This window comes from Microbacterium sp. NPDC090007, from assembly GCF_044748345.1.
Classification (GTDB): domain Bacteria; phylum Actinomycetota; class Actinomycetes; order Actinomycetales; family Microbacteriaceae; genus Microbacterium.
The window spans coordinates 1,038,324-1,064,714 of the sequence record NZ_JBIVFV010000001.1 but is presented as its reverse complement, the minus strand read 5'-3'; the positions used below and the strand labels follow the sequence as shown (position 1 = coordinate 1,064,714).

Here is a 26,391-nt window from a genome sequence, read left to right as displayed (position 1 = left end):
ATATCGTCCCGATCATGGTCGATCTCAGCCGCCCGCAGACCCCCGATCCGTATCCGCTGCTCCCCGCCGTCGCCTCGTTCGACGTGTCGAGCGATGATGTCGCCGACGGTGAGCCCCTCGGGGATGCACAGGTCGCCGACAAGGGGAACACCTCGCCCCATCTGCGGTGGTCCGGCGCGCCCGAGGGAACCAAGTCCTTCGTCGTGACGTGCTTCGACCCGGACGCCCCCACCCCGAGCGGGTTCTGGCACTGGGTCCTGGTCGATCTGCCCGCCGACGTGCACGAACTGGCCACGGGTGCGGCCGGCGCCGCGCTTGCCCCGGGCGCTTTCCACGTCCGCAACGACGGTGGCGAGAACGGCTTCATGGGGGCCGCGCCTCCGCAGGGCGACCAACCCCACCGCTACTTCTTCGTCGTGCACGCCGTCGCCGAGGAGACGCTCGGTGTCGACGCGGACGCCTCGCCCGCGGTGGTGTCGTTCAACCTCGCCTTCAAGACGCTCGGCCGCGCGATCCTGCACGGCACCTACCAGCACTGAGAACGGCCATGACGTCACGCAACGAGGAGTTCGACAAGGACGAGACCGTGGCCGGTGTGGAGGAGCGCGTCCAGGCACGCTTTCCCACGGCGCCGCACGAGGTCGTCCACGATGAGGCGGTGGCCGCCGTCGACAAGTACGCCGACGCGCCGGTGAAGGACTTCGTCGAGATCATCGCGGAACGCGATGCAAGGGCCGCGGTCGCCGAGGTCCTCGACGAGGACTGAGCCGGCTCAGCCGATCTGCAGTTCCGCCTCGGTCTTCGGATAGGACCGCTGCAGCCACTCGCCGAACTTGCGCGTCTTGAGGCACGCGGACCGGTCGGCGCAGCGGATCACCGAGTCCTGCTGCGTGTAGATGCGGTACGTGTCGGTCTTGGCGTCCAGGACCTCACCGCCGACATTGCGCGGCAGATCGGCGGACGGGTATCCCACGAAGTAGCGGATGCCGGGACCCGCCGCCGCGTCCGAGGTCAATGCGTCGCGCACGATGCTGCCGACCACCGAGTGGTCGGGGTGATCCCCGGGGGCGAAGGCACTGCCGCGGGGGATGTGCGTCAGGGTCGACGTCGGCGAGAACGCCGCCGCCAGCTCCTGTACGGATGCCAGCAGCTGGTCCCGCGTCACCGCCGGGGCCCCGTCGATCGGCTGAAGCACCGCGACGCCGCCCTCGTAGAGCTTGCTCAGTGTGGCGTGTCCAGTGGCGTCGAACCCCGCTCCGGTGATGTTGCCGTCGGGCAGTCGCAGGAACAGGACCGACAGACGCGGGTCTCCCTGGGGCGACAGGCGCCGCGCCTGCACGCCGGTGTTCAGCGTCAGCTCGGTGGCGTCCCAGAGGCCGTCCGTCCCGCGCATGTGGTTGTAGGCGCGCAGGATGCCGAGCTCTCTGGCGTTCACGTACACCCCGCCCTTTCCCGCATCGCCGGCCGTGACGAAGACCGTGCGGACGCACTGCCCCGCGGAGATCGCGTCCGAGATCGTGGGGTTGGCGAAGATGATGTCGTCGTCGGGATGGGCCCACACCGTCAGGACCGTCGTCGATCCGTCGCACCCCTGGGCGGCCGGCGAGGGCGGGGGCGGCGCGGGCGCGGCCGTCGGAGCGGCCGTCGGGGCGGGTGCGGCGGTCGGAGCACGCGTCGGGGAGGGGCTCGCCGTCACCGGCGCGGTCGGTGTCGAGGCCGTCGGCGCGAGCGGCGCGGCGGCGCCGGCCTCGGGCCGCAGGAGCGCGAAGGCGAACACCCCCGCAACGGCGGTGACCACGATGACGGCCGCGGCGATGGCGGCGATCAGACCGGCGGGGACGTGGCGGCGCGGCGGCGGCGTCGAGACGCGAGACATGGCGGCTTTCGTGCGGTGGGCGTCGACCACTTCCGCGGGGCGGGGCGATCTCGGCGATCGCCGGGATCGGCTGACCTGCGCCGAGTGTAGCGAAGGTGCCTCGTCCCGCCGATTCTTCACCCCTCGGGCGATGGGCGATCCCTTTCCGTTCACGTTTCCTGCGTATGACAAGCGTTAACGGGTGACTTTGTGGGTGACATCTGCCTGTTATCGTTCGCAAGGGGATCGACAAGGGTCGGTCGGGAGGAGGGTCGAGAGGGTGACATTCGACCTTCGAGAGAACACGACCGGACCGGATGCCGATCCGGGCTCGACGTCGGACACCCCCCTCGACCCCGCCGCCTCCTCCGCCCCCGCCGCGGGCAGCACGGAGGCCGCCCCGCCCGCGCGTGATCCCTGGCGCGCGCGGTACCGGCGCAACCTCGTCGTCACCGACCTGGCCTCGCTCGTCTGGGTCGTCTACGGCACGCAGATCCTGTGGTTCGGGCTCGGCAACGCCCAGCTCGCCGCCGGGCGCGACAGCCGCATCAGCGATCTCTCCTACTGGGCCTTCTCGGCCATCCTCGTGGCGATGTGGATGTGGGCGCTGGCCTTCGTGGAGTCCCGCAGCGACCGGGTCGTCGGGACCGGCTCCGCGGAATACGTCCGCATCGCCGACGCCAGCTTCCGCCTCTTCGGCGCGGTCGCCATCGTCGCCTTCCTCGCCCAGATCGACGTCGCGCGCGGGTACCTGCTCGTGAGCCTGCCGCTGGGTATCACCGTGCTCTGCCTCACCCGGTGGATGTGGCGGCAATGGCTCGTCGTCCAGCGCTCGCGCGGACGATATTCCGCGAGCGTGCTGCTGGTCGGCTCACTCCATTCCGTCGCCCAGCTCGCGCGGGAATTCGCCCGGACCCCGAGCGCCGGATACCGCGTCGTGGGCGCCTGCGTCCCCCACGGCAAGATCGCCGACGTCATCCCCGGCACGGGCATTCCCGTCATGGGTCACGTCGGCGACGTCACGAGGGCACTGCGGGCGACAGGGGCCGACACCGTCGCCATCACGAGCGCCGACGAGCTCCCCGCCGACAAGGTCAAGCAGATCTCGTGGAGCCTCGAGGCCGGCCGTCAGCACCTGGTCCTGGCTCCGAGCATCGTGGACATCGCCGGCCCGCGTCTGCACACCCGACCGGTCGCCGGGCTCCCTCTCATCCACGTCGAGACACCCAAGTTCTCGCGCGGGCAGAGCTTCCTCAAGCGCAGCGTCGACCTCATCGCTGCGTCCGTCGGCGTCCTCCTGCTCAGCCCCCTGCTGGCCTTCCTGATGATCGCGGTGCGGCTGTCGAGCGAGGGCCCCGTGTTCTTCCGGCAGACGCGCGTCGGCTTCCGCGGTCGCGAGTTCACCATGATCAAGTTCCGGTCGATGGTGGTCAACGCCGAGGACCTGCTCGCCCAGCTGGCGACGCAACAGCGCGACGCGGGCAACGAGGTCCTCTTCAAGATGAAGAACGACCCACGGGTCACGCCCATCGGACGCATCATGCGCAAGTTCAGCCTGGACGAGCTGCCGCAGCTGTTCAACGTGATCGGCGGTTCGATGTCGCTCGTCGGCCCGCGACCGCCGCTGCCGGCCGAGGTCGCCGTGTACGCCGACCACGTGCACCGTCGGTTCCTGGCGAAGCCGGGCATCACGGGCCTCTGGCAGGTCAGCGGACGCTCCTCGCTCTCGTGGGAGGAGTCGGTGCGCCTCGACCTGTCGTACGTCGAGAACTGGACCCTCCTCGGCGACTTCGTCATCCTCGGTCGCACCGCCCGGGCCGCCCTCGCCCCGGGGGATACGGCCGCGTGACTCACCCCCTCCCCGCCTCGCCCCCGCCCTCCGAGGCGGGGCGGCGCCGACTTGAAAGGCTCTCGCCATGCGTCTGTCTGTTGTAGGTTGCGGATACCTGGGAGCCGTGCACGCGGCCGCCATGGCATCCATCGGTCATGAGGTCGTGGGTATCGACGTCGATGAGCGCAAGATCGCCGCCCTGTCGAAGGGCCAGGCGCCCTTCTTCGAACCGGGGCTCCAAGAGATCCTCACCGAGGGCATCGCCTCGGGCCGTCTCGCCTTCACCACCGAGATGTCGGCCGCCCGGGGCGCCGCGGTGCACTTCGTGGGTGTCGGCACCCCGCAGCAGGCGGGCGGGTACGCCGCCGACCTCACCTATGTGGATGCCGCGATCGACGGCCTGCTGCCCTTCCTCGCCGAGGGCGACATCGTCGCCGGCAAGTCGACGGTGCCGGTCGGCACGGCCGCTCGCCTCGCCCCGCGCGTGGCGGAACGCGGTGCCACCCTCGTCTGGAATCCCGAGTTCCTCCGCGAAGGCTGGGCCGTGCAGGACACCGTCGATCCCGACCGCCTGGTCGCCGGAGTGCCCTCGGACGACGGCTCGCCCACCGCCGACGGGGAGCGCGCCGCCCGCATCCTGCGCGAGGTCTACCACCCCTCCGTCGCGAAGGGTACGCCGTTCATCGTCACCGACTACGCCACGGCGGAGCTGGTGAAGGTCGCGGCGAACGCGTTCCTGGCGACGAAGATCAGCTTCATCAACGCCATGGCCGAGATCGCCGAGGTCACCGGTGCCGACGTCACGACCCTCGCCGACGCGATCGGGCACGACGCGCGCATCGGGCGGCGCTTCCTCGGCGCCGGCATCGGATTCGGCGGAGGGTGCCTGCCCAAGGACATCCGCGCCTTCTCGGCCCGTGCCGAAGAACTCGGCCGGGGCGAGTCGATCGCCTTCCTCCGCGAGGTCGACGCGATCAATCTGCGTCGTCGCGACCGGGCTGTCGAACTCGCGACCTCCGCGCTGGGCGGAAGCGTCTTCGAGAAGAAGATCGCCGTCCTCGGAGCGGCGTTCAAGCCGCACAGCGACGACATCCGCGACTCCCCCGCGTTGGACGTCGCCGTGCGCCTGCACGGCCTCGGCGCCCAGGTGACCCTGACCGACCCGGCGGCGATCGACAACGCCCGACGCCTCCACCCACAGCTGACCTACGACCGCGACCTCGATGCGACCCTGCGCGATGCGGACGCCGTGATCGTCGTCACCGAGTGGGACGAGTACCGTCGCCACCTCACGCCCGAACATGCGGCATCCCTCGCCCGCGGGCGCGTGGTGATCGACGGACGCAACTGCCTCGACCCCGCCGCCTGGCGCGCGGCCGGATGGACCTATCACGGGATGGGCCGCCCCTGACGGTCTCACCCTCGACGCCCCGGTCCCTGCGGCCGGGGCGTCGTTCGTTCGGTCGCATCGCAGGACGGGGCTCCGAAACACCCCCGCGCCGCGCGGCCGATACCGCCCTGTCCGCGATGTGCGGTTCACGCGTGACGATTGCCCCGCATGCAACGTCTTGTCTGTGACGAGCCCGCTGCACCGCCCATCCGGACGGGAGCAAACGGCCCGTTCGAACGGAGGATGCCATGCGCAACAAAATCGTCCTGATCGGCGCGGTCGCACTGATCGCCTACGTCGTGGGGACGCGCACCCCGCGCGTGCAGATGAAGAGCCGTGAGTCGGTGGGCCACCAACTCGTGCGCCTGTGGAACGACCCGAGCGCGCGCAAGCGTCGGCACAAGGCCGCGAAGAAGGCCGCCGCCGCCGCCGAGAAGCGTGCGAAGAGGACCTTCCGCGACCTCCGCACGTGATAACGCACCGAAGGGAGAACGCCATGCGCACCACCATCGCCCGCCGGAGTCCCGTGAGGTCGCGTCACGGTGCGACCGCCGCCGCGACCGGAGCCGTCGTCGTCGTGCTCGTCGCGCTCGGGCTCTTCCTCCCCCTCGTGGGTCTGCTGGTGGGGGTGACCGCGTCCACGGCCGGGCTCGTCTCCTTCCCCGGTCTCAGCGTGACGGCGGTGACCTTGGTGGGCGCGGTCGTCGTGCTCGCCCTCCTGCTGGTCGCCCTGACGCGCAGGCGCGCCGCGGCGGCGTGGACGGCCGCGGGGTGCGCGGTGTTGGCCGCCCTCGGCGTGACCGTCTTCCCGGTGATCGCCGTGGCGGCAGGCTCGGCCGAGCGCGTCGGCGACGTCGCCCCGCTCCTCATCGACATCTGGCAGCGGATAACCGGCGGTTCGTGACCCCGCGCACCCCGGACCACGTCCGGATACCGCGGATCGCCCCCGGTCCGCGGCGCCCGGGCGGGATACGCTGACCCCGTGGTCGCCAGCATCCTCATCTCGATCTCCGCCGTGGTTTCGGCGGTGCTGGTCGGTTTCGTGGCGCGCCGGATCCTGGGCACGGCGGTGGGATGGCCGCGCAGCATCGTGGTGGGACTCATCGTCTTCTTCCTCGGCGTCCCCTCGACGGCCTGGACGCTGCGACAGACCGGTCTCGACGGTGCCGGAGCGGTCTCGGCGGATGCCGTGTGGCTGTGGATCGGAGTCACCGTCCTCTCGTTGGCCTGGGTCTTCGCCCTCGGCGTAGCGGCTCTGGTGGCGAGCGAGGCCATCTTCCCTACGCGACCCCTGCCCAACCCCGTCGACGTCGTGCGCGCGGCGCTGCGTCAACGCAAGCGCACGCGGCGTTACGTCAACATCCTCGCGATCGCCTCCCGCCACGGCGTGGGGTGGATGTTCCACGGCGGGCGCGCTCGCGTCGAGGAGCAGCTCAGCACCTCGGAAGAACGCGCGCACGCCATCGTCGCGACCATCAACGACGCGGGGGTGAGCTTCGTCAAGCTCGGCCAGGTCCTCTCCACGCGCCGTGATCTCGTGCCGGAGCCCTACCTGAGCGCCCTGGCCTCGCTGCAGACGAATGCCACCACCCTGCCGTGGGAGACCGTGCGAGGCGTCATCGAGGCGGACCTGGATGTCCCCCTGGATCAGGTCTTCGCCGAGGTCGACCCCGTGCCGCTGGCCGCCGCGTCGGTCGCGCAGGTGCACCGTGCACGTCTGCTCGACGGCACCGAGGTGGTGGTGAAGGTGCAGCGACCGGCGGCGCGGGCGCAGGTCGAAGCCGACGCCGACATCATCCTCCGTCTCGCGCACCGGGCCGAGGCGCGCACGCGCGTCGGCCGCGACCTTCGGATCGAGTCCGTCGCCCGGGGCTTCACCACGACGCTTCTCGAGGAGCTCGACTACCGCATCGAGGCACGCAACACGCAGATGATCGGCGCCACTCTCGATCGCATCGATCGAGCCGACCCCTCCCGGCGTCGGGCGGTGACCGCCCCGACGATCGTCCCCGCCGCCTCGCATCAACGCGTCCTGACGATGGGCCTGGTCGACGGCACCGCCCTCAGCGACTCCGCCGATCGCCTCCGCTCGATGGATGCCGAGGACCGCGACCGTCTCGCCGAGGTCCTCATGTCCACGGTGATCGAGCAGATCCTCGTCTACGGCGTGTTCCACGCTGATCTCCACCCGGGCAACGTCCTCCTCCGCCGAGACGGGTCACTGGGCATGATCGATTTCGGCGCGGTCGGGGTCATCGAGCGCAGCCGGCGCCAGCACCTGACGGCGCTGCTGCTGGCTGCCCTGAGCGAGAACGACGTCGCCGCCGTCGACGCCCTGCTGCTCATCGTGGAGGCGCCGGCCGACCTCGACATCGATGCCTTCCGTCACGACGTCGGCGTCGTCCTGACCACCGAGAGCCTGCGCACCGACGCGCACGGCTCGATCTTCACGAGCATGATCGACGTGATCCGCCAGCACCATCTGGCCCTTCCCGGCGAGCTCGCCTCGGCGTTCCGCAGCTTCGCCACCCTCGAGGGATGCCTCCGGGTCATCGTGGACGACTTCGACATGGCCGGTCGCGCGCTCGCGCTCATGCCGACTCTCCTGCGACGGACCGTCTCGCTCTCGCGCATGGCCACCGACGCGCAGGCGAACGCGGTGATCGCCATGGCGCGCCTCGAGCAGGTCCCGCGTCGACTGGACGCCCTGCTCACCGGGGCCGAGAAGGGTTCCATCGGCATCACCCTGCGCGGAGAGGACGGCCGTGATCTGCGCGGCCTGTTGGACCGCGCCACCGCGGAGATCGCGTCGACGCTGGTGTCCATCGCGGCCGTCGTGCTGGCGGTCGTGCTCATCGTGAGCGGCGGCGGTCCCGTGCTCGGCGGATCGATCACGCTCTTCGCCGTGCTGGGGGCGGGGATCGGGCTCTTCGGGTTCCTCGGGTTGCTGCGCATCGTCCGCCGCACGTTCGCCGGAAAAGACTGAGTCCGACACGCCCCGCCGTTCGCGGCGCCGCGGCGGGCGTCGGCACCGCGGCCGAGTGCGCCTAGGGTGAGGCATGCCCTCCGTCGCCCCGCCCCGTCCGCGTCGACTCGTCGTCGGGTTTCTCGCGGGGTCGTACGTGGTGGGGCTGGCCGTCGTCCTCCTATGGCCGGACCACCTCGATCGTGACGTCGGTCTGCTCTACGGGATCCTTTCCGCGATGTTCCCCACCGCCAGCGCGGGGCAGGTCGATTTCGCGCTCAATGTCGCATTGTTCGTGCCCTTCGGGGTGATGTCGAGCTTCCTCCTGGGGCGTCGGTCGGCGGCAGTCGTCGCCGTCGCACTCGCCGTCCCGATCGCGGTCGAGACGGTCCAGGCGCTGTTCCTCCCGGCGCGCACGGCGAGCGTCGCCGACGTCGTGGCGAATGTCGTGGGCGCTCTCACCGGCGCGGTCCTCACCGGCGTCATCCGTCGGCGTCTCACCCGAGACGGCACCCCGAGGACCGAGTGACATCACCCGTTTCGTCGAGTCGACGGCGGTACTCCCGCCGCGTCAACGGCGTCGACGACCCCGTCCCGGAGGACGGACCGGACAACGCCGAGATCGCCCCCAGGATGGTCGAGACCGCCAGGGTGGCCTGACGCTCGAAATCGCGCCAGAGGGCCGGAGGACCGTTCACCGGATCGACGACGTCATCGGCATCGCCCTCTCGCCCGGGCGTCGCCAGCCGGTACCTCCCCGCGGCGCGGACGAGGTGGGTCCAATCGCTCACCGCCCCCTCCGCGCACACCGCCTCGGCGCATCTCGCGAACTCCCGCAGCGTGAAGACCGACGACACGAGGTCGGGGCGCAGATCCAGCACGGTCCGGCGATGGACCCGCTCCGCGCAGAGCACCGTGTCCCCCGCACGAAGGATGCCGTCGTCCAGTCGTCGAGCGCGGTGGTCGCCGAGGTCGAGCCCATAAGCCCGGGCGATCTTCTGCACCTCGGCCGTCGCGCTCGCCCCGGGGCGGGCGGCAGTGCCCGCGCTCTCGATCTGGAGTCGAACGTGGGGGGACGAGTGCACCCGCGAGGAGAGCATCCCGGCAACGAACGGAGAGCGGATCATGTTCGCCGTGCACACGATCACCAGCCGGTGCGCGATCATCGGACGGCCTCGAACATCGCCCTCTCCTCTCGCTCGCGGATGCGCAGCGCCTCCGAGTAGACCCGTGCGGCGACGGGCGGAGCGTCGCATCCGATCACCGGCCTCGCTCCGACGGACGGGTGAACTACGTGACAGGGGCGGGCGAGCTTGAGCCCCGAACCGCCCGAGGTGACGATCGGGATCCCAGCATGGAGGTGCACCCATCGAGAGGAAGGCCGACATGGGCATCTTCGGAAACGCATTCTCGGGCTGGCATCTGCTGCTCATCCTCGCGGTCGTCGTTCTTCTGTTCGGTGCCGCGAAGTTGCCGGCGCTGGCGAAGAGCGTCGGCCAATCCGTCCGCATCCTCCGCTCCGAGACCGCGGAGGTCACGGGGGAACCCGCCCTTTCGGAGGCGGCGGCACGGAGCGATACCTCCGAGACCGATCACTCCGACGGGTCGACGTCGACGACGTGATCCGCGGGGCGCCGCAGGGCCCGACTCTGCAACGGGCCCTGAACCCGGACGAACGCCCACCCCTCGCAGATGCCCCCGGTTCCGGCGACGCGTGGTCGTCTGCACCTCGACAGTCGCCATCGAAGGCACCGAGGGCTTCACGATGACCGACCGAGCCCGATCTCACCGCCGAGAGAGGTGGGGCCGCCGCGTCTGCCCATGATCGAGAGCGGACGGCGCCGCACTCGCCGTCTTCTCGGCCGCTCTCGGCACATCGGCCGACCTCCTGAGCGTGCTCGTCATCGCGGCGCTCGGCACGCGCACGGCGGGCCGACGCCCGAACCGCCCGACAGATCCGGGCGCTCGGCACGCGCACGGCGGGCCGACGCCCGAACCGCCCAAGAGGTCGCCGTATCGCCCGCGGACCACGAGGCGCACCGCGGGGTCAGCGAGAAGACGACCGCGGTGACGCGCCGGCCTGCCCGCGCGCCCGCTCCACCTCGCGCTCGAGCTGACGCCCGATCGCCCCGGCGTCCTCGAGAGCGAGCGCGAAAGAAGCGCGCCCACCCGCCTCGACGACGATCCAGGTCGCGGTGTCGTCCCGACGCCGCAGAACGCCGATTTCGACGGCGCGGAGATCCCCGTCTCCGCACGCGCGCGCGTCGCGCACGCGGATGGTCAGACCCACACCGTCGCTGCGGTGGTCCTCATCAGCCGGGTGCACCGTGTCACCGTGCGGGGTGACGCACCAGCCGTAGACGCACCGGGACGCGGGTGGGCGAGCGTCGGAGATCGCGGGGGTCATGGCGTGCACCTTTCTCGAGGGATCGTCGCCGGTGACGGCGATCCGAACATCGGTGGGCACCCCCGCATTGAAACGCGAACCTCCGACATCCCCCTCACCGGCCGGGTGCGAGGCCCTTCGGCGGGGTCGGCACCAGTTCGTCGAGGGAGAGGTCCAGGACCTCGGCGAGCGCGATGAGAGTCCGCAGGCGCGGGTTCGCCGCGGTACCCGGATTGGACTCGCCCTTCTCCAACTTGCGGTACGTGAAGGTGGCGAGGCCGGCCGCATGGGCCACCTGTTCCTGCGACATGTGCTTGTCGGCGCGGGCGCGGAGCATGCGCACTCCGAGTTCGCGGGCGAAATCGTTCCAGGCATCGGGCGCATCGCTCATTCGTCCAGCCTGCGCGATCCGCTATTCCCACATGAACATGTAAACATTCTCCTCCCGCGCAGCACGTGCGGACAGAGCTGCTTCCACGAGTGGTGAAACCCATCGCCGAACGGGTGACAATCCGGGCGATACGCATACCGATCCCGCGATCCCGTACCTCCGCCCCGGGACATCCTCCGCGCGGCGATCGTGAGCCAACCGTCCGAAAGCCCAGGATGGTGGCGCCCCACGCCGCGCATCTCACCCGATCGAGCGAGATTCCGCCCGCGTTCCTCCCGCCTTCGGCGGTGGGAGAGTCATCGCGCTCCCGGCGTCCACCTGCGGCCGCCGGGCGAAGAAGACGTCCTCGGACGCGGGAGGCAGACGATCCGTGAAGACATCCGTTTCGTACCGTGACTCACCCGGGCTCTCGTCCGGCGCGACCCCTTATAGGTCCCCCCGGCGAGTCTCGTGGCAGCGCCGCTACGGCCGGTGGGTCCTGCTCACGGATCTGACGGTGATCACCCTCGTCGTGTTGTGCACACAGGTGCTGTGGCTCGGCCCGCCGTCCGTGGCGGTCAGCTCCACGGGGATCGACTACGGCACGGTTTCCGTCGGCGTAATCATCGCGTGGATGCTGGCGCTCTGGCTCAGCGGTTCACGACAGGAGCGCGTCATCGGGTACGGCGTCACCGAGTACCGCCGCGTCGTGGCGGCATCGGTGCAGCTCTTCGGCATCGTGGCGATCGCCGCCTACCTGACCGCCGTCGATCTCTCGCGCGGATACTTCCTGCTCAGTCTTCCGTTGGGCTCGCTCGCCCTCACGACGGGTCGCGCGCTGTGTCGCCGTCGGCTGGCTCGACATCGCCGCGCGGGATCGATGGGGACGCACGTCGTCCTGATCGGCAGCCCCGATGAGAACGCCCGGGTCGCGGCCGAGCTCGAACGCCAGCCGTCGGCCGGTCTGCATGTCGTCGGCGTGCACAGTGTCGACCGCGTCGGCGGATCGCCGTGGTCAGACGAGCAGTCCGACCGCCTCCGACGGCGCGTCGACGACCTGGGGGCCGACGGGGTGCTGGTGACGGGCGGAGCGGTGCTCGACGCCCACGATATCCGACGCATCGGATGGAGTCTCGACCCCGGCCGACGGCAACTCATCGTGGCGATGAATCTGACGGATGTCGCCGGACCGCGCCTGCACACCAGACCGGTGGCGGGTCTTCCTCTGGTACACGTGGAGACCCCCCGCTACTCACGGTCGCAGCAGCTGTCCAAGAGAGCCTTCGACGTGGTGGGCGCGAGTCTGCTCGTGGTGATGCTCTCGCCCCTTCTCGCCACCGTGGCCCTGCTCGTGCGCGCGTCGAGCCCGGGTCCCGTCCTCTTCCGGCAGGAGCGTGTCGGGCAGGGCGGCGTTCCCTTCGCCATGCTCAAGTTCCGGTCGATGGTCGACGGGGCGGACGACGCTCTGCTCGAGCTGTTGCGCGCCCAGGGGCGGTCCGGTTCCCCCCTCTTCAAGGTCGAGAGAGACCCGCGCATCACCCCGGTCGGGCGCTGGCTGCGCCGCCACTCTCTCGACGAGCTCCCTCAGTTGTTCAATGTGATCGCCGGCCAGATGAGCCTCGTCGGACCGCGTCCGCAGCGCGACGCCGAAGTGGCCTTCTACGACGATGTCGCTCACCGTCGACTGATCGTCCGGCCCGGCATGAGTGGGCTCTGGCAGGTCAGTGGGCGGTCCGCGATCTCCTGGGACGACGCCATACGACTCGATCTGTTCTACGTCGAGAACTGGTCCCTCATCGGGGACCTCATCATCCTGGCGAGGACCTTCCGCGCCGTCTTCGCTCCGGGCGACACCGCACACTGATCGCGCGGCGGTCCCGGTGTCGACCGGGACTAGCACGCGGTTGTCGCTTCGAACGGTCACCTCGAGCAGTTGACTCCGGACTCTCCCCCATCGAGGCCGCCGCAGGGTCGCACCGTCGCGGGGATCCGCTCCGACCGAGCGGATCCCCCTACTCCGTAGCCCGCGGCGACGACCGCCATCGACATGGTCGCTCCGGCAGCGCCTCATTCGACGCGTTCGCTCGACACCTCACCCGAGACCGTGTTGAACCTCACCCGTCGGCGCGGCTGCGATCCCTTGCGGCGCCGCGTTCGACCGACGACGCGGTCCGGACGCGACCGGGGGGTTCTTCGCCGACCTTCGACGGGCGCGACGGCGCGGCGGACGCGCGTCGCCACCCGGATTCGCGGCGCTCGTGCGCCCACGTTCATAAGAGTCGGTGTAACGGGCCCCGTAGTACGAGGAGTCCGGTCCGCGCAAGGGAACTCGGTTCAGGACGATGCCCAGCAGTCGACCGCGGGTCCTCGAGATGTTCTCGACCGCCCGGGTGAGCATGTCGTCCGTCGTCCGGCCGGCCGTCACCACCATGACCGCACCGTCGGCCCAGCTCGCGATGACGGCGGCATCCGCGACTGCGAGGGTCGGCGGCGAGTCGATGATCACCACCATGTCCTCGGCGAGCGTACGGGCGAGGGTCTGCATGCGCTGGGAGCCGACCATCTCCGTGGGATTGGGAGGCGTCCGCCCCGCCGCCACCACGAAGAGACGTCCGTCCTGGTCGACCCGATGGGCGACCTGCTCGATCTGCACGCGGGACGCGAGGACGTCGGACAACCCGACGTCCTCGGAGACGCCGAACATCCCGCCCATGACGGGGCGCCGCAGGTCGCCGTCGATCAGGATGACGGACTGACCGGTCGCGGCGATGCTGACGGCCAGGTTCGCCGCGGTCGTGGATTTGCCGTCCCCGGGCAGCGGGCTCGTGACCACGATCACACGCGGGGGGTGGTCGACGTCGACGTACTGCAGGTTGGTGCGCAGCTCGCGCATGGCCTCCTTGTGGGCGAACGAACCGCGCCCATCCCGGACGTCCGCGAACGAGAAGACCGCCCGCCCGGTCGCGAGCTCTTTGTCGACCGGCAGGATTCCGACGACCGAGACATCGACGGCGTCGTTGATGTCCTGCACCGTCCGGACCCTCCGGTCGAAGGTGCGTCGCACCAGCGCGAACACGACGCCCACGACGCCTCCGGCGATCCCACCCACCGCGACGTCGATCTTGACATTCGGCGAGGAGGGCGCGGTCGGAAGGCGCGCGGAATCACCCGCGACGAGTCGTACCGCTCCCCGGCCCGTGCCGCCCGTCTCGAGATCGTCGACCTGCGTCGTCATTCCCCGGATCCACGCCTCGGCCAGGTCCCGGGCCGACTCCGGCGTCGGCCCGGTGGCATCCACCCGGACGTTGACCGTGTCGACCGGGTTGGAGACGCGGACACGTTGCACGAGGGACTCCGGGCTGTCGTCCACCCCCAGGGCTTGGCGTGCGGACTCGGCCACGCTGCGCCAGTACCCCATGTCCACGAAGGACTTCACCTTCGACAGCGCCAGCTGATCGCCCGCGAGGGCGGACCCCGTCGACCCGTCGGATGACACGGTCGCGACGTACCCACTCGCGTCGGCCGTGTAGACCCTTGGCTGCAGCGCACTCCATCCCCACCCGGCCAGCGCTCCCAGCGCCAGCAGAGCCCCGATCGTCTTCCAATACGCGCGCATGATGCGCACGACTCGCTGCATCTCCACTCGGGACCGCCTTTCGTGCCGCGACGAGGAAGTCGTCGAGGTCGCACGAAGCCTAGGACCCGCTCGGCGCGGCGCCGTGACGACCGCCGGTGCCGCGAGGGGGACGAGAGAGCTCTTCTCAGCCCGCGGGGGTGACGACCGAGGGTGACGAAAAGGGTGATGCCAAAGAGGGTGATGAGGGGATGACGAGAGGGATGAAATGGGTCGTTTTCGACGGCCGGCATCCGACCTCACCCCGAAGATCGTTCCAGCGCGACCGCCCACTCGCCCCGCCGACGGCACTCCTCACCCGCAAGAGACGCCGCCCGACCCCTTGGAGGTAACTGATGCTGATCGATGTGGACTCCGTCTCCCCCGGCGTCCGGACGGGCCGACGAACCAGCCGGTTCTGGGCCGCACGGTCGACGGCCATCGCCCGCCTGCGCGAGGCCCTCTCCGGCGACGTCGTCCTCGTCCGCGGGCCCGCCGGAGTCGGCAAGAGCTCGCTCCTGCGTCAGTTCGCCGCCGCTCTCGATGACGACGAGAACCTGGGCGTCCAGGTCGTCGACGGGAGCCTGGCGGGGTCCGACACCGCGGAGCGCATCGCCGAAGCATTCGCCGTGGGCCCGTCCGCGCACGTGCTCCTCGTCGACAACCACGTCGATGGATCGAAGCTGTCCACGGAGCACCTCCTGCAGCTTCTGCGGGCCGATCCGCACCTGCGCATCGTCGTGGCGACGCGGCACGCCACAGGGCTGGAGAGCCCCCTCATCGCACTGGAGTTCGACGTCCACGTGATTCCGGCCGACGCTCTGCTGATGACCCGCGACGAGATCGCGGAGGTGCTCGAGCTGAACGGCATCGTCACCGCCGACGTGGCGATCGACGACCTGGCTGCGCGCATCCACGGGTGGCCCGCGTTGGCGCAGCTCGCCGCCGCGCGCCTCCGCCTGGAGGGACTGCCCCTGCGTACGCGCGGCGAGGCGGCGACGGTGGCGGAGTACGCCACGGCCGCTCTGACGGCGGAATTCGAGCAGCGACTTCAGCTACCGGTGACCGACGACATCCGTCTGCTGGCGGTGGCGCCGTACGTGACGGCGGAGATCGCGGAGGCGCTGAGCGCCGACCCGTCGATCGGCTCCACGGCCGATCTGATGGTCCGCCTGCAGGACGGCGGACTCGCCTGGCCGAGCTCGACCCGCCTGACCCTGGCCGAACCCGTTCGCGAGAGATGGCTGCGCGACATCACGGACCGTGCGCCCGACCGGGTGAGTCGCGCGCGGCTCCATCTGCTCGAGCACCTCGTCGACGCCGGTGAGCCGCTCGTCGCCGCACGTCTCGCATCGGCCGCCCACCAGTGGAACACGCTTGCGCAGATCCTCCGCTCGTCGGGTCCCGAGATCTGGGCTCGGGATGCGCACTGCCTCACCGGACTGCTCGACGATCTGGTCGCGCACGCGCCGACGACGCCTCAGACGGTGGAGGCCCTCCTCTCGCTCGACCCGCGCACCGCGTCGTCGACCGAGGCACCCGCGCTCGCGGTCGCCGCTCTCTCGCAGATGTCGGATGCCAGGACCCCGGCCGGCGCAAGTGTCGAAGCCCTCACGCTCCGCGTCGGTCTGCTTCGCGCGGCGGGCAGGTTCGCCCTGTCCACCGAGTCCGCCGCCGCGCTGGGCGAGGCTCTGCGTCAGGCTCGTGGTCTCACTCCCGAGGTCGTCTGCGAGGGCTGGTACCACGTCGGAATGACGGCGTTCGCGATGGGCAAGCTCCGTGACGCGCGGATCGCTCTGGCGCAATCGGAACGCGTGGCCCCACCGGCGCGACGCCTGCGGTCGCGGGGAACGATCGCGGTGCTCGAACTCATCGAGGGGGACGTCGCCGCTGCCCGGGCCCTCATCCAGTCGGACGAGGGCGGAGCCTGGAAACCCTCCCCCTGGGGCGAGGCCCTTCGCCTGGCGGAGGCGTGGCTGCGGCTCGAAGAAGGCGACGCGGCGCAGGCCCGCGCGTTGCTGGACGATCTGTCTGCGACCGCCTGCGCGCGCGAGCTCTGGCCGTATGCGGCATCCGTGCACGCCCTCTCCTTCCTGCTGTCCGATGCGGCATCGGACGCCCTCGGCCTGCTCCGCCTCTGGACGGGGCGGACACGCAGTACACCCCCCTCTCATTTCCAGTCCATCCATCTGTTGACGGCGCGGGCGAAGGTGTTGATCGCGCTGCGACAGGCACGCAAGGCCACGTCGCTCTTCGAAGGGCCCTATGCGCTCTCAGCGGCCACCGCGCCCGCCATCGCCCTATCGAACCTCTACGCCGGGCGCACGCACGAGTCCTTCGTGATGGGCGTCAAGTGGGGCCTGCACCACGAGCCGTCGCCGCGCGCCGCCCTGGAAAGCCTGGTGGTCAGCATCGTCGCCGACGTGCGGCTGAACGGCGTGACCGCCCACCGGACGACCGCACAACGCGCCGAGGCGCTGAGCGTGCGTCATGACCTGTGGAGTCCGTGGAGCGCGGTCGCCCCCGAAGATCGGCCGCTCGTGCTCAAGATGCTCTCACCCGAGACACGTGAGCGTCTGAACGACCGACGGTCGTTCTTCGCCTCGTCCGTGAGCGTGCCTCACCTGACGAAACGCGAGCAGGTCGTTCTCGCGCACCTGACCCCGACGTCGACGATCTCGGACATCGCCCGGGCGCTCGTCGTCTCTCCGAACACGGTGAAGACCCAGCTGCAGGGGCTCTACCGCAAGCTCGAAGTGTCCGATCGCTCGAGCGCGATCCGCGCGGCGCACGCGTGGGGGCTCATCGAGACCGAGTCGGAGGTGTGACGCTACGCCGCCGCCGACGACGTCGAGACCACCCGGTCACCCCACGCGCGACGAACAGGCACGCCAGCACGAGCGCGACGCCGGGCACCGAGAGGGGGACTCCGGCGCCTCGCAGGACCACGAGCACGACGACGAGTGAGACAAGGAACGCGGTCCACGACAGGAGGGACCGCAGACGGCGCACCGAAGCCGACCCGCTCGGCCCCTTCGGTCGGACACTCACGGCGCCCCTCCCGCGCGCGGCCGGGGTTCGTCGGCCGGGTCTCGCGCGTCCTGAGCGACCTGGAGGCCGAAGACGCCGAACCAGATGATGGCGAGCGTCGCCGCGGTGAATTCCAGGTTGCCGCCGAGGACGGTGTCACCGCGGTAGAGCGCGATCATCGCTCCGGTGAACGAGGCGACACCGACCGCGATGAGCGTCAACATGCTCGCCGCTCGCATCCAGGGACGTCGACGCAGCGCCGTCGTCTGCGCCATCGCCACGATCGCCAGCGCGAAACCGAGCACGGCGAAGGAGATGTGCACGAGGTCCTGCGGGAGGGCACCGGCGGTGAAAGGCACCGGACACCCCGGCGAGCAGGTGACGACCGAGGCGAAGCCGAAACAGAGACCGCACAGCATCAGCGTGGTCGCGATCGGCCACCCCGCGACGTACCCGGCCCCGCGAACGAGCAGCGCTCGCTCGACCAGCACGGCGGCGATGGCCAGAAGCAACAGGGCGAGATTGAACAGCGGCGCCGTCGTCATCCCGGTCGCGCCGAGCTGGCTCACGTAGTGCACGCTCGGGTCCCAGAGACGGCAGAGCCAGATGAGCGCCGAGCTACCGAACGCACACAGGGCGCCGAGTACCGCGAGGGTGCGCGAGCGCGTCGCACGGGGACGGGAGCGGGGGAGGGTGCCGACGGGGGTCTCGAGGGTCTTCGACATCGGCTCCTCCTGAATAGCGCTCGGCCACCCTACCGCCTCCTCTCACGCCCGCCCGGGCGAGGTGGTGATCTGGCGAGGGTGGCGGGTGATTTTGCGCCCTCCCGGTCGATCTCGCCCCGCCCCACAGGCGAAGCTGAACCCGCGGGCAGGGCGACGGCGTCGCACGCGAGCCGGGGGGCCGCATCGCATGATGCTCTCGCCCTGCCCGCGCCTGTGACGGTCACCGCCCCGGCCGCCCGTTGCGGGCGGCGGGCAGACCTCGCCCCCGATGCTCGCCGTCAGCCGCTCCTCCTCCCCCTGGACGTGTTCGAGTCCCCCTGCGCCCGTCGTCCGATCGATGGCGCCCCCGAAGCGATACCGGCCATTCGTAGACCGGGAGACGGGCGAATCCACGGGTGAGAAATGGGGACTGATCCCCGCTCGACCCGTTGCGATGTGCGAGCCTCGACATCGAGCGGTCGTCGTGCGGCTCTCCCCCAAGATCCCACTCTCCCGACACGACCGCTCTCCCCCGATGCGCGGTCTCGCAGGCTCCGTACCCCGCTTGCGAGACCGTGCATCCCCACCCGATCTCCAGCCCCGTCCGCCCCCGCGTCGTAGGCGACGGTCACCACGGCCTTCGCGCGTCCCCCGTCCAGTCCCGCCGGTCCCGCCGGTCCCGCCCGGCCCGGACCGGCTCCAATCGGAGACGGGTTAGGACGGGTCTCGACGATCCGGCGCCCCGACCCCGCTCCCGGCGACTAGCGTCGTCACATGCGCACGATCCCCCTCGGCCCCAGCGGAATCTCCGTCCCCAACGTCGTCGCCGGCATGATGCGAATCGACGGCAAGAGTGACGACGAGGTGCAAGCCCTCTACACCGCCTCGAGAGACGCCGGCATCGACTTCTTCGATCACGCCGACATCTACGCCCGTTCGCTCCACTCCGCCGAGATGCGGTTCGCCGAGGCTCTGCATCTCAGCCCTTCCGAGCGGGGTGAGATCCGTCTGCAGACCAAGGCGGGGATCGTCCGGGAGGGGCCCTTCTTCGACTTCTCCTACGACCACCTCGTCTCGTCCGTCGAGGCCTCTCTGCGCGCGCTGAACACCGACTACGTCGACGTGCTCCTCCTGCACCGTCCCGACGCGCTCGTCGAACCCGCAGAGGTGGCGCGGGCTTTCGACCACCTCGAGGCGAGCGGGAAGGTCCGAGCCTTCGGCGTCTCGAACCACACCCCGCGCCAGATCGACCTGCTGCGCACCGCGGTGCGGCAACCCATCGTCGCCAACCAGGTGCAGCTGTCGATCGCCCATGCCCCCGTCGTGGTCCACGGGCTCGCGGCCAACATGGAGAACACCCCGCAATCCGTCGTGCTCGACGGAGGCGGCCTGGTCGAGTACTGCCGAATCGAGGGGATCACGCTGCAGGCGTGGTCGCCGGTGCAGGGCACACGGGCCGGGGGCGGGGCCTTCCTGGGCAACCCGGAATACGCCGAGCTCAACGCGGTGATCGACGAGCTGGCGGCGCGTTACGCCGTGACCCCGCTGGCCATCGCGGTGGCATGGATCACCCGGCACCCGGCTGGTATGCAGGTGGTGCTCGGAACGACGACCCCGCAGCGTGTCACGGACGCCGCGGCGGGATCCGACGTCGCCCTGACCCGGGCGGAGTGGTACGCGCTCGTCCGCGCCGCGGGGTACCTCGTCCCGTAGGGGTCGCCGTCAGTCCCCCCGACGGCCGCGGCGCCCTCGTGCGATGACGATGATCGCCCCCACGACCACGACGGCAGCGGCGATCAGCGGGATGATGACGAAGGCGAGGCGACCGGCCTCTGCCTCGGCATCCGGAGCCGTCTGCGCAACCGCCCGGTCGGTGAGTCCGGCCGCCGCAACGGTCGACGGACCGACGAGCGAGGCGACGCCGTGGACGACGGCGACCTCCGAGCCCTGGGAAGCAGCGGGGGCGGAGCCGAAAGCCGGCGCGGCACCACCGGCGGCGAGAAGGGCGGCGACGATCGCCGCGATCATTCGGAGACGCAACAGAGGGGCCTTTCGTCGATTTCGCAAAGTTAGTGAAGACCGGCGTTCCGCGCGCGGTACTGGACGCGAGCCCCAGCGCACGATAGTGGCCCGTAGGCTGAAACCGACGAGCTGAAGAGGAGGACGTATGGGCCGGTCGTCGACGCTTCCCCTCGGCGCGATGGCGAGTACCGTTTCGGCGGCCATCTGCGCCGCGCCGACACTCTTCTTCCCCGCCGACGCGCCGATCGCTCCCAAACTCGCTCTGCTCGCCGCGGGCACGGTGGTCTTCGGTCTCGCCGTGGCCCGCGTTCGACGCGAGAGCCCATCGCCCCCGCCCGCGCTGGACCCTCAGGACGTCAACGAGCTCTGACGTCCTCGAGGGCGTCGGGGGTGATGATCGTCAGGGGTTCCGTGGGCAGATCCCACGACGTGATGTTGTTCATCTGCTTCTTTCATCAATCGGCGTCCGCGAGGAACGAACACCGTGGGCGCAATGCGGGGACGAACGCCGCGGCATCCGGCGAATGCCGCGGACGGGGAACGCGCCTACGCGACGCGCGCGAGCGATCGGGGAGCTTTCGCGGGCTCGGTGCGCGCCGGTACGCCAGCGGCGGCGGGCTGGTCGGGGTCGATGTCCAGGCTCAGACCGCGTGAAGAGTTGGCGTCGTTCGCCATCCGCTTGAGCAGGTTCTGATCCAGCGCCTCCGGCTGCTCGGAGTCGAAGACGAAGCGCAGGGGGATGGACGGCTGCAGCCAGATGGTCGACCGGCCGATGGGCTCGTCGTCACCGTGTACCCACGAGAGGGTGAAGCTCTCACCTCGACGCAGCTTCGTGGCCGCGACGACCTTGACGTGCGCCAGCATCCGGTCGTCGATCACGATCGGTTCGGCGGTCGTTCCGTAGAAAAGCTTGGCCATGGTGTACCCCTCTGCTCGTTGCTTGCTCATCAACTTACTAGTTAGACTAGCGAATAGGCAAGCGAGTTATTAGGAGCGCGGATGAAACGCGACGACACATCGCCTCCGCCGTACTGGTACGGCGAGAGCGCCGAGGACGATCGGGGGACGCGGGTGATGGAGGCCCTCCGGGCATACCGCGCGGCCGAGATGAGCATGCGCCGACAGACCCAGGCGGCGATGGCCATGGGCGAGAACGAACTCCTCGTCCTCCGGTTCCTCACGCGCGCGAACTCCTCCGGTCGCGACGTCACCCCGATCGATCTCGCCCGACACCTCGTCGTGTCGACCGCGTCGGTCACCGCGATGCTCGACCGGCTGGAACGCTCGGGGCACGTGATCCGCACGCCCCACCCGTCGGATCGTCGCAAGGTGATCGTGTCTTCGACGATCCGCGCCGACGACGAGATGCGCCAGGCGCTCGCGGCGATGCACGCGCGCATGATGCACGCCACCCGCGCGATGAGCGCCGAGCAAGCCGAGGTGGTGACGACCTTTCTCCAGCGCATGCGATGCGCGGTCGCCGACGACTGCGAGAAGCAGGGGACGGGGTGCTGCGGTGCGGTGCGGATGACTTCGGCCCCCCTCTCGGACGCCGCCGCCTGAAGGCGCGGATCGCGGTCGATCTCGCTCTCGTCGTCGATGCCGCGGCGGACGTGGTCCTGTCCATCACCCCACCCGCCGCGTGGATCCACGACGAGCAGCTGGGCATCGTCCTCGACGGCCGCACGATGACGGCTGCGCAGGCGGAGGACGCGCATGGCGGCCGCGTCCACCGCCTCGTGCTGGCGCCCGGCGCCGTCGAGATCTCCTATCGCGCCGAGACTCGCACGCCCGTCGCACCGGCACCATCCGACGATCTCGATCCCGTCCGTTACCTCCGCCCCAGCCGGTACGCGCAGTCGGATGTCCTCTTCGAAACGGCCGCGCTCTTCTCCGATTCGACAGCTCGCGACACGGTCTCGCGCATCGCGCAATGGGTCCACGACAAGCTCAGCTACGTGCCCGGGTCGAGCAGCCCGACCGATTCCGCCGTCGACACCCTGCGGGCGGAGCGGGGCGTCTGCCGGGACTACGCGCATCTGACCATCGCCCTGCTGCGTGCCCGCGGGATCCCGGCGCGCCTCGTGTCCGCTTTCGCCCCGGGCCTGGACCCGATGGATTTCCACGCCGTCGTCGAGGCGTTCGTCGACGGACGATGGGAGGTGGTGGATCCCACGCGACTTGCGCCGCGCCCGCATCTGGTGCGGATCGCCACCGGCCGCGACGCCGCCGACACCGCTTTCCTGACCACTCTGTCCGGCGCGGTCTCCGTCCAGCGGATGACGGTCATGGCCGTGGCATCCGATTCTCTCGCGCACGACGACCACGTGGGCGCGGTGCTGCTGCGCTGAGCCGGCGACGAGCGGCGACGATCAGCCGGCGAGACGAATGACCTCGGACACCACCCGTGGATCGGCGAGGATGCGGAAGTGGCCTCCCTCGGCGAGCTGGACGTTGCGGGCTCCCGCCAGTTCGCTGCCCTCGGGGATGTGCGGATCGAAGGGGCCGTAGATCGACACGATCCGGGTGTTGGCCGCGGCGGACGCGGCGAGCGCGCGCATCGTCGCGTCCCCCGTCGCGAAGGCGCGAAGCGAAGGGGCCGGCATGAGGCGGCTGTACCGGGATCCGCCGAACGGCGTCGCCACGGCGACCATGCCGCGGATACGGGCGCCGACCGGGTCGAAGGTCATGACGTGTTTTCCGATCAGGCCGCCTTTGCTGTGGGCCAGCAGGACGACGTCGTCGAGACGGCGGTCACGGAGCACGGCGGCGACGCGTGCCGCTGAGGCCGCGATGGGACGCCGGTTGCCGCCGAGCTCGGTCACGACGTGCACGGGATGCCCGTGCGCGTGGACAGCCTGGGCGAGCGGTTCCAAGAAGCGCCAGGTCTCGTAGATGCCGGGAAGCATGACGATCGGAGTCCCCGAGCCCTCGGCGAGGGCCTCGGGTGAGGAACGACCTGCGAGGGCTCGGGCCTGACCGCGGACCGCGTACGCGTAGTCTCGCGCCCACCAGTCGAGCCGGCGCCGGAGGGCGGGCGCGGGCACGGGGGCATCGGTCGACATGATCCCATCCTCGCTCTCCGCGCCGCGACCATACGGGCCTTGCGTGCCCGGCTCCGCCGCACATCGCGCGGCGGGGCGCAAGCCCGGGATCCGGGTTCGAGCCCCCGGCCTATCGTGTCGCCATGAACATCTCTGACATCCGGTGGAATGAGCCCGCTCGACAGAAGATCCTCGACGACGCCGATCGCGTCCTGCGGGAAGCGGTGGTCGCCGTCGCCCGCGAGAGCGAGGGGATCTCGTCGGATGAGGCGTTCGCGCAGATCAACGGTCGCATCAAGGACCGCTTCATCGACTACGAGCCGGGCCCCGATATCCGGACCTATGCGGACGCGATCGCCGCCGGAGAGATCCCCACCGACGACGCGCGGTGATCCCGGCGCCGACGGCCTGGCAGCCGGCGCGCGCCCCCGCCCCTGGCTGCGCACGGCGCCCCGACTCGCGAACCCACCCCGCGTAGTCTGAGCCACGTCGCAGCGCGACGACTCCCACCCGTCGAGCCCGTCTCCCATCGGGCTCCGGGCGGGAGTCGTCGGCCGCTTTCAGCGGTCTTCGCCGTACCCGCGGATGCTGCGCAGGTCGTCCTTCAGATCCTCTTCGGCGGCGTCGGACTCGACCGCCGCATCGGCGGCGCGCTGTTGCTGCGCCCCCTCCTTCTTCTCTTCGACCCCTGCATCGGTCGCGCCGTCCATGACGGGGGCGTCCTGGGTCTCTTCGCGTTCGGTCATCGTCGTCCTCCTCGGAAATGGGCCGTCTGGGCATCCTGACGAACACCGGACCGGCGGCGCCGGGGCTTGCGCACCGCGGGGCGGGGTGCTCTGGAGCGGCCTCCCGGGTATCACAGCGGTGCGCCGGGTGTCCAGTCTGCGCACACTCAGCCGGGTCCCGTACAATCGATTCGCGCAAGGGGAGTACTCCCGCGCGACGATCTCGTCAATACGGCCCACGCCATCGTGGACCCGGGACGTCGGCCCATCTCGCCGGGTGGAGGAGACCTTGGTGTCTCGTCGTACACCTATTTCCCTTGGAGGCCGCCTTGGGCGTCACCCCCCTCATCTGGATCATCACGATCGCGATCACCATCGCGTTCTTCGTCTTCGAGTTCTTCGCGCACGTGCGCAAACCGCACGAACCCACGATCGGCGAATCCGCACGCTGGTCGGCGTTCTACATCGGTCTGGCGCTGCTGTTCGGCGTCGGGATCGGCGTCGTCTCGGGATGGACCTACGGCGGCGAGTATTTCGCCGGCTACCTGACCGAGAAGGCGTTGTCGATCGACAACCTGTTCGTCTTCCTCATCATCATGACCGGCTTCGCGGTGCCCAAGAAGTACCAGCAGAAGGTGCTCATGATCGGCATCGTCATCGCGCTCATCATGCGCGGCGCCTTCATCGCGGTGGGAGCCGCGCTGATCGAGAACTTCTCGTGGATCTTCTACATCTTCGGCGCCCTGCTGCTCTTCCTGGCCTACCGTCAGGCGTTCGCGCACGGCGACAGCGATCCCGCCAACGGCAAGTTCATGCGGTGGGTACGTCGTGTCCTCCCCGTCTCCGAGGAGTACAACGACGACAAGCTCACGGTGAAGAAGGACGGAAAGCGCTTCGTCACTCCGATGCTGCTCGTCATCATCGCCATCGGCTTCATCGACCTCGTCTTCGCCGTCGACTCCATCCCGGCCATCTACGGCCTGACGAACGAGGCCTACATCGTCTTCACCGCCAACGCCTTCGCGTTGATGGGGCTCCGACAGCTCTACTTCCTCATCGGCGGGCTGCTGGAGCGGCTCGTCTACCTCGCGCAGGGTCTGGCCGTCATCCTGGCATTCATCGGCGTCAAGCTCGTCTTCCACGCGCTGCACGTCAATGAGCTGCCCTTCATCAACGGCGGCGAGCCGCTGCTGTGGGTGCCCGAGATCCCCATCTGGTTCTCGCTCCTGTTCATCGCCGCGACGGTGGCGGTCGCCACGATCGCGAGTCTGCGCAAGACCCGCAACGACGCCCAGAAGAAGGAGCGGGAGACCTTCGACGGCGAGAAGGTCATCCACGCGCCCGAAGACTGACCCTCGCGCACATCGGCGGGTCCGCGGCCCCGGCCGCGGGCCCGCCGTCGTCTGCCGTATCGCGCGGGGGAACGCAACCCCGCCGGGCGCGTCGCGGACTCGTCCTACCGTGGCCCGCATGACGCGATTCGGCTACACCCTCATGACCGAGCAGAGCGGCCCGAAGGCGCTCGTGGACTATGCGGTCGGCGCTGAGCGCGCCGGCTACGACTTCCTCGTCTCGAGCGACCACTACTCGCCGTGGCTCACCAGCCAGGGACACGCCCCCTACGCCTGGACGGTCCTCGGTGCCGTCGCCCACGCGACGACCGACGTCGAACTGATGACCTACGTGACCTGCCCGACGGTGCGGTACCACCCGGCCGTCGTCGCGCAGAAGGCCGCGACCCTGCAGCTGCTCTCGGACGGCCGCTTCACCCTGGGCCTGGGATCCGGGGAGAACCTCAACGAACACGTGGTGGGCGAGGGATGGCCCGCCGTGCACGCGCGACAGGACATGCTGGTCGAGGCGATCGAGATCATCCGCGCCCTGCACACGGGCGACCTCGTCACCTACGACGGCGAGTACTTCCGCGTCGACTCGGCGCGTGTCTGGGACGCCCCCGAGGGTGGCGTCCCGATCGGGGTCGCCGTGTCGGGCAAGAACTCCATCGAGGCCTTCGCCCCCTTGGGCGACCACCTCATCACCACCGAGCCCGACGCGGACATCGTCTCGGGCTGGGACGAGCACCACGACGGCGAGTCCCGCAAGATCGGTCAGATCCCGATCAGCTGGGATCCGGACAAAGAGACGGCCGTGGCCCGGGCGCACGATCAGTTCCGGTGGTTCGCGGGAGGCTGGTCGGTGAACGCGGACCTGCCGACGCCCGCCGGCTTCGCCGGCGCCTCGCAATTCGTCCGCCCCGATGACGTGGCCGACTCCATCGCCTGCGGACCCGACCTCGACGAGCTCGCCGAGAGCGTCCGGCCGTTCATCGACGCGGGCTTCACCGATATCGCCATCGTCCAGGTCGGAGACGCGCAGCAGGGGCGCTTCGTCGACGAGATCGCCGCCCCCCTGCTCGACAAGCTCCGCGCGCTCTGAACCGACGGGGTGCGGCTTCG

The 26,391-nt window shown here is 70.1% G+C and carries 28 protein-coding genes; 18 read left to right on the top strand and 10 right to left on the bottom strand.

All coding sequences use genetic code 11. The features are described from left to right. Nucleotides 1–14: 14 nt before the first annotated feature. Complete coding sequence (locus tag ACIPVB_RS05000; RefSeq protein ID WP_400367417.1) at nucleotides 15–539, top strand: YbhB/YbcL family Raf kinase inhibitor-like protein; 525 nt, start codon at nucleotides 15–17, stop codon at nucleotides 537–539. An 8-nt stretch (nucleotides 540–547) separates the two neighbouring features. Next, nucleotides 548–766, top strand: coding sequence for a three-helix bundle dimerization domain-containing protein (locus ACIPVB_RS04995; RefSeq protein WP_400367416.1), 219 nt, complete (start codon nucleotides 548–550; stop codon nucleotides 764–766). Between the two features lie 6 nt (nucleotides 767–772). Here ACIPVB_RS04995 and ACIPVB_RS04990 read toward each other — a convergent pair whose 3' ends face one another. Further along, nucleotides 773–1,876: a PIG-L family deacetylase gene (locus ACIPVB_RS04990; protein ID WP_400367415.1), complete on the bottom strand. Its 1,104-nt coding sequence runs from the start codon at nucleotides 1,874–1,876 to the stop codon at nucleotides 773–775. A 259-nt stretch (nucleotides 1,877–2,135) separates the two neighbouring features. Here ACIPVB_RS04990 and ACIPVB_RS04985 point away from each other — a divergent pair, with 259 nt between their 5' ends. The 6 genes from ACIPVB_RS04985 to ACIPVB_RS04960 all read left to right on the top strand — a co-directional run bounded on the left by ACIPVB_RS04985 (nucleotide 2,136) and on the right by ACIPVB_RS04960 (nucleotide 8,570). Further along, on the top strand, nucleotides 2,136–3,704 hold the full coding sequence (locus ACIPVB_RS04985; protein WP_400367414.1) for a sugar transferase: 1,569 nt from the start codon (nucleotides 2,136–2,138) through the stop codon (nucleotides 3,702–3,704). A 67-nt stretch (nucleotides 3,705–3,771) separates the two neighbouring features. Then, nucleotides 3,772–5,097, top strand: coding sequence for a UDP-glucose dehydrogenase family protein (locus tag ACIPVB_RS04980; protein ID WP_400367413.1), 1,326 nt, complete (start codon nucleotides 3,772–3,774; stop codon nucleotides 5,095–5,097). Nucleotides 5,098–5,324: 227 nt separating this feature from the next. Beyond that, nucleotides 5,325–5,549: a hypothetical protein gene (locus ACIPVB_RS04975; RefSeq protein WP_400367412.1), complete on the top strand. Its 225-nt coding sequence runs from the start codon at nucleotides 5,325–5,327 to the stop codon at nucleotides 5,547–5,549. A gap of 23 nt (nucleotides 5,550–5,572) precedes the next feature. After that, the gene (locus ACIPVB_RS04970) at nucleotides 5,573–5,980 is read left to right on the top strand and encodes an MFS transporter permease (RefSeq protein WP_400367411.1); all 408 of its coding nucleotides are present in this window, start codon (nucleotides 5,573–5,575) and stop codon (nucleotides 5,978–5,980) included. Between the two features lie 78 nt (nucleotides 5,981–6,058). Next, complete coding sequence (locus tag ACIPVB_RS04965; RefSeq protein ID WP_400367410.1) at nucleotides 6,059–8,062, top strand: ABC1 kinase family protein; 2,004 nt, start codon at nucleotides 6,059–6,061, stop codon at nucleotides 8,060–8,062. 73 nt (nucleotides 8,063–8,135) lie between these two features. Continuing rightward, the gene (locus ACIPVB_RS04960; RefSeq protein WP_400367409.1) at nucleotides 8,136–8,570 is read left to right on the top strand and encodes a VanZ family protein; all 435 of its coding nucleotides are present in this window, start codon (nucleotides 8,136–8,138) and stop codon (nucleotides 8,568–8,570) included. Here ACIPVB_RS04960 and ACIPVB_RS04955 read toward each other — a convergent pair. Further along, a complete protein-coding gene (locus ACIPVB_RS04955; protein WP_400367408.1) occupies nucleotides 8,539–9,207 on the bottom strand; it encodes a hypothetical protein in 669 nt (222 codons plus the stop codon). The genes ACIPVB_RS04960 and ACIPVB_RS04955 overlap by 32 nt on opposite strands. Nucleotides 9,208–9,427: 220 nt before the next feature. Here ACIPVB_RS04955 and ACIPVB_RS04950 point away from each other — a divergent pair, with 220 nt between their 5' ends. Then, nucleotides 9,428–9,664: a twin-arginine translocase TatA/TatE family subunit gene (locus ACIPVB_RS04950; RefSeq protein ID WP_400367407.1), complete on the top strand. Its 237-nt coding sequence runs from the start codon at nucleotides 9,428–9,430 to the stop codon at nucleotides 9,662–9,664. Between the two features lie 424 nt (nucleotides 9,665–10,088). Here ACIPVB_RS04950 and ACIPVB_RS04945 read toward each other — a convergent pair whose 3' ends face one another. Both ACIPVB_RS04945 and ACIPVB_RS04940 read right to left on the bottom strand, forming a co-directional pair. Continuing rightward, nucleotides 10,089–10,508, bottom strand: a complete 420-nt coding sequence (locus ACIPVB_RS04945; RefSeq protein WP_400367406.1) for a hypothetical protein — start codon at nucleotides 10,506–10,508, stop codon at nucleotides 10,089–10,091. A 34-nt stretch (nucleotides 10,509–10,542) separates the two neighbouring features. Beyond that, a complete protein-coding gene (locus ACIPVB_RS04940) occupies nucleotides 10,543–10,818 on the bottom strand; it encodes a helix-turn-helix domain-containing protein (RefSeq protein ID WP_400367405.1) in 276 nt (91 codons plus the stop codon). 496 nt (nucleotides 10,819–11,314) lie between these two features. On the opposite strand from ACIPVB_RS04940, the gene ACIPVB_RS04935 reads away from it, so the two are divergent. Further along, a complete protein-coding gene (locus ACIPVB_RS04935; protein WP_400367404.1) occupies nucleotides 11,315–12,661 on the top strand; it encodes a sugar transferase in 1,347 nt (448 codons plus the stop codon). A gap of 228 nt (nucleotides 12,662–12,889) precedes the next feature. Here ACIPVB_RS04935 and ACIPVB_RS04930 read toward each other — a convergent pair whose 3' ends face one another. Continuing rightward, on the bottom strand, nucleotides 12,890–14,434 hold the full coding sequence (locus ACIPVB_RS04930) for a polysaccharide biosynthesis tyrosine autokinase (protein ID WP_400368185.1): 1,545 nt from the start codon (nucleotides 14,432–14,434) through the stop codon (nucleotides 12,890–12,892). A 332-nt stretch (nucleotides 14,435–14,766) separates the two neighbouring features. Between ACIPVB_RS04930 and ACIPVB_RS04925 the strand changes: the two genes are divergently transcribed. Continuing rightward, nucleotides 14,767–17,238 (top strand): LuxR C-terminal-related transcriptional regulator, encoded by a 2,472-nt coding sequence (locus ACIPVB_RS04925; RefSeq protein WP_400367403.1) that lies wholly within the window; start codon nucleotides 14,767–14,769, stop codon nucleotides 17,236–17,238. Nucleotides 17,239–17,457: 219 nt separating this feature from the next. On the opposite strand, the gene ACIPVB_RS04920 is transcribed toward ACIPVB_RS04925, so the two are convergent. After that, on the bottom strand, nucleotides 17,458–18,165 hold the full coding sequence (locus ACIPVB_RS04920) for a DUF998 domain-containing protein (protein ID WP_400367402.1): 708 nt from the start codon (nucleotides 18,163–18,165) through the stop codon (nucleotides 17,458–17,460). A gap of 753 nt (nucleotides 18,166–18,918) precedes the next feature. On the opposite strand from ACIPVB_RS04920, the gene ACIPVB_RS04915 reads away from it, so the two are divergent. Continuing rightward, nucleotides 18,919–19,857, top strand: a complete 939-nt coding sequence (locus tag ACIPVB_RS04915) for an aldo/keto reductase family oxidoreductase (protein ID WP_400367401.1) — start codon at nucleotides 18,919–18,921, stop codon at nucleotides 19,855–19,857. Between the two features lie 9 nt (nucleotides 19,858–19,866). Here ACIPVB_RS04915 and ACIPVB_RS04910 read toward each other — a convergent pair whose 3' ends face one another. Beyond that, on the bottom strand, nucleotides 19,867–20,172 hold the full coding sequence (locus ACIPVB_RS04910; RefSeq protein WP_400367400.1) for a hypothetical protein: 306 nt from the start codon (nucleotides 20,170–20,172) through the stop codon (nucleotides 19,867–19,869). A 172-nt stretch (nucleotides 20,173–20,344) separates the two neighbouring features. On the opposite strand from ACIPVB_RS04910, the gene ACIPVB_RS04905 reads away from it, so the two are divergent. Then, nucleotides 20,345–20,536, top strand: coding sequence for a hypothetical protein (locus ACIPVB_RS04905; RefSeq protein WP_400367399.1), 192 nt, complete (start codon nucleotides 20,345–20,347; stop codon nucleotides 20,534–20,536). 176 nt (nucleotides 20,537–20,712) lie between these two features. On the opposite strand, the gene ACIPVB_RS04900 is transcribed toward ACIPVB_RS04905, so the two are convergent. Next, nucleotides 20,713–21,114, bottom strand: coding sequence for a hypothetical protein (locus ACIPVB_RS04900; RefSeq protein ID WP_400367398.1), 402 nt, complete (start codon nucleotides 21,112–21,114; stop codon nucleotides 20,713–20,715). A gap of 51 nt (nucleotides 21,115–21,165) precedes the next feature. Between ACIPVB_RS04900 and ACIPVB_RS04895 the strand changes: the two genes are divergently transcribed. Further along, on the top strand, nucleotides 21,166–21,729 hold the full coding sequence (locus ACIPVB_RS04895) for a MarR family winged helix-turn-helix transcriptional regulator (RefSeq protein ID WP_400367397.1): 564 nt from the start codon (nucleotides 21,166–21,168) through the stop codon (nucleotides 21,727–21,729). Beyond that, nucleotides 21,675–22,517 carry a transglutaminase family protein gene (locus ACIPVB_RS04890; protein ID WP_400367396.1) on the top strand — a complete coding sequence of 281 codons (843 nt, stop codon included), beginning with the start codon at nucleotides 21,675–21,677 and terminating at the stop codon, nucleotides 22,515–22,517. Before ACIPVB_RS04895 ends, ACIPVB_RS04890 begins: the two co-directional genes overlap by 55 nt. Before the next feature lie 21 nt (nucleotides 22,518–22,538). Here the strand turns inward: ACIPVB_RS04890 and ACIPVB_RS04885 are convergent, their stop codons facing one another. Beyond that, entirely contained in the window at nucleotides 22,539–23,231 is a 693-nt protein-coding gene (locus ACIPVB_RS04885; RefSeq protein WP_400367395.1) for an esterase/lipase family protein, read from the bottom strand. Nucleotides 23,232–23,353: 122 nt separating this feature from the next. Here ACIPVB_RS04885 and ACIPVB_RS04880 point away from each other — a divergent pair, with 122 nt between their 5' ends. After that, nucleotides 23,354–23,602 carry a hypothetical protein gene (locus ACIPVB_RS04880; RefSeq protein WP_400367394.1) on the top strand — a complete coding sequence of 83 codons (249 nt, stop codon included), beginning with the start codon at nucleotides 23,354–23,356 and terminating at the stop codon, nucleotides 23,600–23,602. 168 nt (nucleotides 23,603–23,770) lie between these two features. On the opposite strand, the gene ACIPVB_RS04875 is transcribed toward ACIPVB_RS04880, so the two are convergent. Beyond that, nucleotides 23,771–23,956, bottom strand: coding sequence for a hypothetical protein (locus ACIPVB_RS04875; RefSeq protein WP_400367393.1), 186 nt, complete (start codon nucleotides 23,954–23,956; stop codon nucleotides 23,771–23,773). A 308-nt stretch (nucleotides 23,957–24,264) separates the two neighbouring features. On the opposite strand from ACIPVB_RS04875, the gene ACIPVB_RS04870 reads away from it, so the two are divergent. Together ACIPVB_RS04870 and ACIPVB_RS04865 are read left to right on the top strand one after the other, a co-directional pair. Then, nucleotides 24,265–25,287, top strand: a complete 1,023-nt coding sequence (locus ACIPVB_RS04870; protein WP_400367392.1) for a TerC family protein — start codon at nucleotides 24,265–24,267, stop codon at nucleotides 25,285–25,287. Between the two features lie 118 nt (nucleotides 25,288–25,405). Then, nucleotides 25,406–26,371, top strand: coding sequence for an LLM class F420-dependent oxidoreductase (locus tag ACIPVB_RS04865; RefSeq protein WP_400367391.1), 966 nt, complete (start codon nucleotides 25,406–25,408; stop codon nucleotides 26,369–26,371). Nucleotides 26,372–26,391: the final 20 nt, after the last annotated feature.